This is a genomic window from Pseudoalteromonas sp., assembly GCF_041613455.1.
GTDB lineage: Bacteria > Pseudomonadota > Gammaproteobacteria > Enterobacterales > Alteromonadaceae > Pseudoalteromonas.
This window is the reverse complement of the sequence record NZ_JBFJHD010000216.1, coordinates 1-4994: the sequence shown is the minus strand read 5'-3', so window position 1 is coordinate 4994 and position 4994 is coordinate 1. Positions and strand designations below refer to the sequence as shown.

Genomic DNA, 4994 nt, shown 5'->3' with positions numbered 1-4994 from the left:
GTTTGCCGCTAAAGCCTAGCCACTGACCACTCCGTACTTTTTCAACAAACTGTTTAATTTTAGCCAGCTCATTATCAACTGCAGCGGTAATGTTTTCGCCATCAACAATAAGTGGAGTGTGCGCACGGTTGCGCAGGGCCGTGTGTAATACGGCACGATCTTCGGTGAAATTAATTTTTTCACCGCTAAACATTTTTTCACGCCACGCACTGATGTCACACTCTTGAGCCAGTGTAATTAATTGTGCAAACGTGGTGCTGTCGATAAGCTGCTTTGAATAATCAAATAATAGCCCGGGGATCTGCGTCGAAAACTGTGAAAAACGCGAGTCGTTGTTAGCAAATAAGTCCTTAAGATGCGTTTGTTTCATCTTCGCAGCACTTTTTTCCAGTGCCTGCCAACTTGCTAATTGCACACGGCTAGTCATTTAAACATCCCCTAAGTTATTAATTATTTGATTTAATGTGTTTTTTTATATCTAACTACAGTGTATAAGCACACTGCTTGCTAAAAAGCTAAGCTAAAAACAAGCGCTTAATTGACTTTATAGTGTAGATGATAACGCAATTTTTTGCTTTTGACACCGGTATCATAAAATTAATAACGCAATTTAACAACCTCGTTTCTTAGCACTAAATGATTTTAGCTGAGCACAAAAAACAAAAAGGCCGACAGATGTCGGCCAGCTTGTTCGTTTTAGTAAGTTTTTAATGCGTTAAGGCTAATCCACCGCTTAAATTATACACCGCCGTATAGCCTAATTCGATTAAATTAGCTGCCGCTAACTTAGAGCGATTACCGCTGCGGCACACTAAAATATACTGCTGCGTTTTATCGAGTTGCTGCTCTACAATGGCATTGGCCATACGACTTAGCGGAATGTTTAGCGTTTTAGCCGCTGCGACATTAAGTTGTGTGGCAAGGTTATTCGCCCCGTGCTCATAGGGTTCGCGCGTATCAATTAAATAGGCATCCCCTTGACTGAGCAACTGTTTAGCCTGTGAATAACTTAGTTGCGGCGTGTCGATGTGCGGCTTAGCATTCACATAGCCACATAGCTGACTATCGCGCGCCTGCTGCTGTAAATCACCACGCTGCTTGGCGGCAATAAATTCCGCTTTGCTCATCTCTTTGCTGATTAACTCTGCCAACAACGGGGTTTGCTGCTGTTGCACCGCCCAGTTCATGGCAAAACATTGCTGATAATCATGGCCTGAGCAAATGACTGTATTCGCTGTTAATTGCTGCGCTAATAATAATAGTGACTCTGCCATTTGCGCAGCGCTACCACCGGCTAATTGGGTATTGCCCAATCCTGCAGGTAAAATTAAATCACCGCAAAAACAGTAACTCACCTCGCCCGTGGGCTGCGTTAATAAATAACTAACGCTGTCTTGGCTGTGCCCTGGAGTGGCAAGCTTTGCTAGGCGTAACGCCCCCAAATCAATGGCAGCAGTATTTTTCGGCCACCCTAACGCATCAACTTCATTATTTTCAATTCGCGCAGCTAACACACTGTGCAGCAAAGTAACGGCTGAGTTGCGCTCTTGGTGAGCATGGGTGTCTAAAATTGCGCTAATGGTTAAATCTTGTGTATGCGCAATTTTTTCAAAACGTGGGATCAATTCAATAATGGGGTCGATGATCACCGCTTGTTTACGCTCGTTAACGTACAGCCAGCTGCACGCCCCTTGATGCCTAAACTGAGTTAGCCCTAATGCACACACCTCATTTGGTGGTGTTGCGCTATCAGAAACCACTAAACAATTGGCCGCTAGTACCGCTTTTAGCGCTAAAATACGTTCACAGGCATGGTTAATTTCGCCAGCGCTCGCTGCCGGACCAAACGATAAGCGTATCGCATTTTCGCTTTGCCACCGGTTAACCCCCATGGCATCAAGCACAAAACTGCGCGCAGCACCGGTACTACACGCTGAGCCACCACTCACTCGTATGCCCGCGGCATCAAATAAGTCTATGACTTCTTTAGAGGTTAAACCATTCACCGAAAAATTAAGCGTGGTGGGCACCGAGCACGAAAAATCGTGATTAAAGGTAATATCACCAAAGGTCTCGGCTAATGCATGATGTAGTTGCGTGCGGTATTGTTCCAGCACCGCTGTCGATTTAAACGTGTCGTCGCTGTTATCCAACAACAAACTAAATAACTTATTAAGTCCTGCAATGCCGGGTAGGTTTTCTGTGCCGGAACGCATGCCACTTTCTTGCCCGCCACCCGCAATGAATGCAGTATAAGGGCTGCCTTGGCGAATATACAGCATGCCAATACCTTTGGGAGCATACAATTTGTGCCCCGAAAAAGGAGCATAGTCTATGCTAGTGTCGCTCAATGCAAGCTGTTGCTTACCCAGTGCTTGTACGCAATCAACCATCCACGACACGTTACTATTACGGCTGCGAATTACCTGCTCAATGGCCGCTAAATCTTGATAAACACCGGTTTCGTTATTCACCGCCATCGTACAGATCATCAGTGCATCTTCACTGTGTGCGGCAATAAAGTCTAAATCTAATATACCTTTACTATCCACGGGAATAGCCAGCACTTGGGCATTAATACCCAGCACTTCATTCCAATGCTTTAAGGTATTTGGCACCGCTTTATGCTCGGTTGCCCCATACAGTAACAACGGATTTTTTTTATTATGTGTTTTAGCGTTAATTAACGTAGAAACCACCGCCGTTTGAATGCCTTCGGTTGCCCCTGAAGTAAATAAAATATCACCCGTGTTTGCGCCAATCACCGCACGCGCTTGTTGGCGAGTTTGTTCTAATAAATGCTTAGCTTGAATACCCGTAATATGTGGGCTAGATGGGTTACCGAAACAAATTTGCATGGCATGACAAACAACATCTGCAATACAAGGCAACACTGGGGTGGTTGCATTTGCATCAAGATACACTTGTTTTTTGGGTTCATCGGGTAATAAAAACTCAGACATTAAAAAACGCACCTTATTACTAAAAAATATATCTTATACCTATGCTACATAAATTGCTGAGTAATTGATAATAATCTATTAGTTTTAAAGATGCGTTTACTATGCTTTTTTATACTATAACAGCGTCAACTATTACTTTAATTCCTTCAGCAGCTCTTCCTGAGTAGACGACCATGCATTGATCAACGCTTTCACTAAGGACGCCAGAGGTATCGCAAAAAACACCCCCCAAAATCCCCACAAGCCGCCAAAAAAGAGCACCGCCACAATGATAAATACCGGGTTTAGGTCAACTGCTTCAGAAAACAACAGTGGCACCAGCACGTTGCCATCGAGTGCTTGAATTACGCCGTAAATAATTAAAATGGTCCAAAACTGTGTTTCCACACCAAACTGAAATAATGCCACCGCCGCAACCGGAATCGTCACCAGCGCCGCGCCGACAAACGGGATCAATACCGAAAAGCCCACTAACACGCCTAATAACGCTGCATAGCGTAAATCAAACACGGTAAAAGCAATAAACGACACTGAGCCAACAATCAGTATTTCAAATACCTTGCCACGAATGTAGTTCATTATTTGCTGGTTCATTTCATTCCATACCTGCAAAATTAACCGGCGTTGTTGGGGGATCAATTTAGCCACGCTATGTGTTAACTCTAATTTATCTTTGAGCATAAAAAACACTAACAACGGCACTAAAATTAAGTAGATGAGCCAAGCAACCAGGTCTTTTAAAGACGTTAATGATAATGACAGTGCCAACTGACCAAGCTCAATCACTTTCGTTTCGACCGTTTGCACCAAAGTGCGCACTTGCTCAGCATTAATTAAACTCGGATATTGCTGCGGTAACGCCATTAAAAACGACTTACCCTGCTCTACCATATGCGGTGTTTCTTGCACTAAATTACTGGTTTGTTTCCACAATACCGGGCCAATAACCAAAATAAGCGTGAGCATAATGCCAGTAAATATCAGCATCACTATCACCGTAGCGGTAAAACGTTTCAGCCCAAAACGCTCTAAGTGCAGCACTGGCCAGTCAAGTAAGTAAGCAATGATCAGCGCCACCAACACGGGCACTATCAATGAGCCAAAAAAGTACAAGGTGGCTACCAGTGCCAACAATAAAAACAGTAACGTCACCGAATGCGGATCAGAAAACTTCTTTTCGTACCACGCTTTTATATATTCAAACACGAAATGGCTCCACTAATAATACTCCTTGCTGCTTATTGTAGTTGTAACAATACCCATGCTTTTGTAAAAATCGTTCAATATCATTAATATCTTGCTGATGCGCAATAATAAAGGTAATTGTTTGTTGTGCTGATATTGCTTTACGTAATCCAAGTTTAAATTGAATAAACTGTTGCGGGCATTTATAAGCCGATAAATTTTGCTCTAGCATATGTATTTCACTGTGTATTCACATTACCAACAAGTTCCCATATAAACATCAATACCACGTAATATAATGGCTTATCTGTGATCAAGGGTAACTTTTCCTTAAAACAAGCTGTGCAATAGTTTATCCTTAAGGTATTAATACCAGTAAGGATAGGTTAATGCCTGGCACGCATAATAAAGCGCAATTGCCCAGTAATCCAACACTCAAAGAGATTAATTGGTTTAAAAAGCAAATAAATTGGGGCGAGCTACCACCGTTTTATCATTTGGTTGCGTCTTCTGTCAGCGAAGCAGAAGGTATTTTAGAGCACGGATTCGACAATGCCGTCAAACAATTAATCAATAAGCGTAATTGGAACCTCGACTTACTTGACGGCTATGAAGATGCACTTGGCGAAATTCATTGTAAAAGTAAGCCTCGCATTGCGTTACACCAAGTATTTACCGATCGTGGCTTTGAACTGTGGGCGTTCCCCTATGCTAAAGATGTTATGGTTGACCAATACATTAAAAACAACCGTTTTATGGAATTTAATGTGTGGGATCCACTGGCGATGAAAAACGTTATTCGTATTAACCAATTACATAAGTTTATTGGCTTTTACTTTGAACAAG

4 protein-coding genes and 1 pseudogene are annotated in these 4994 nt (G+C 42.6%); 1 reads left to right on the top strand and 4 read right to left on the bottom strand.

Going from position 1 to position 4994, the window contains the following annotated elements:
- From pgi to ABYB02_RS14525, 4 genes and pseudogenes are all read right to left on the bottom strand, one after another.
- Nucleotides 1-427 (bottom strand): annotated as a pseudogene (gene pgi, locus ABYB02_RS14540) (glucose-6-phosphate isomerase); the annotation flags it as partial.
- Nucleotides 428-707: 280 nt separating this feature from the next.
- Nucleotides 708-2963: an aminotransferase class V-fold PLP-dependent enzyme gene (locus tag ABYB02_RS14535; RefSeq protein WP_372763128.1), complete on the bottom strand. Its 2256-nt coding sequence runs from the start codon at nt 2961-2963 to the stop codon at nt 708-710.
- Between the two features lie 132 nt (nt 2964-3095).
- Nucleotides 3096-4169 carry an AI-2E family transporter gene (locus ABYB02_RS14530; RefSeq protein WP_372763127.1) on the bottom strand — a complete coding sequence of 358 codons (1074 nt, stop codon included), beginning with the start codon at nt 4167-4169 and terminating at the stop codon, nt 3096-3098.
- Complete coding sequence (locus ABYB02_RS14525; protein ID WP_372763126.1) at nt 4162-4380, bottom strand: hypothetical protein; 219 nt, start codon at nt 4378-4380, stop codon at nt 4162-4164. The genes ABYB02_RS14530 and ABYB02_RS14525 overlap by 8 nt, the downstream gene beginning before the upstream one ends.
- A 157-nt stretch (nt 4381-4537) precedes the next feature.
- On the opposite strand from ABYB02_RS14525, the gene ABYB02_RS14520 reads away from it, so the two are divergent.
- The coding region (locus tag ABYB02_RS14520; RefSeq protein ID WP_372763125.1) for a hypothetical protein at nt 4538-4994 on the top strand (457 nt) is incomplete at its 3' end.

Coding starts and splice junctions, on each gene's coding strand:
- ABYB02_RS14525 (WP_372763126.1), bottom strand. CDS start 4,380: ATGCTAGAGCAAAATTTATCGGCTTATAAATGCCCGCAACAGTTTATT.
- ABYB02_RS14535 (WP_372763128.1), bottom strand. CDS start 2,963: ATGTCTGAGTTTTTATTACCCGATGAACCCAAAAAACAAGTGTATCTT.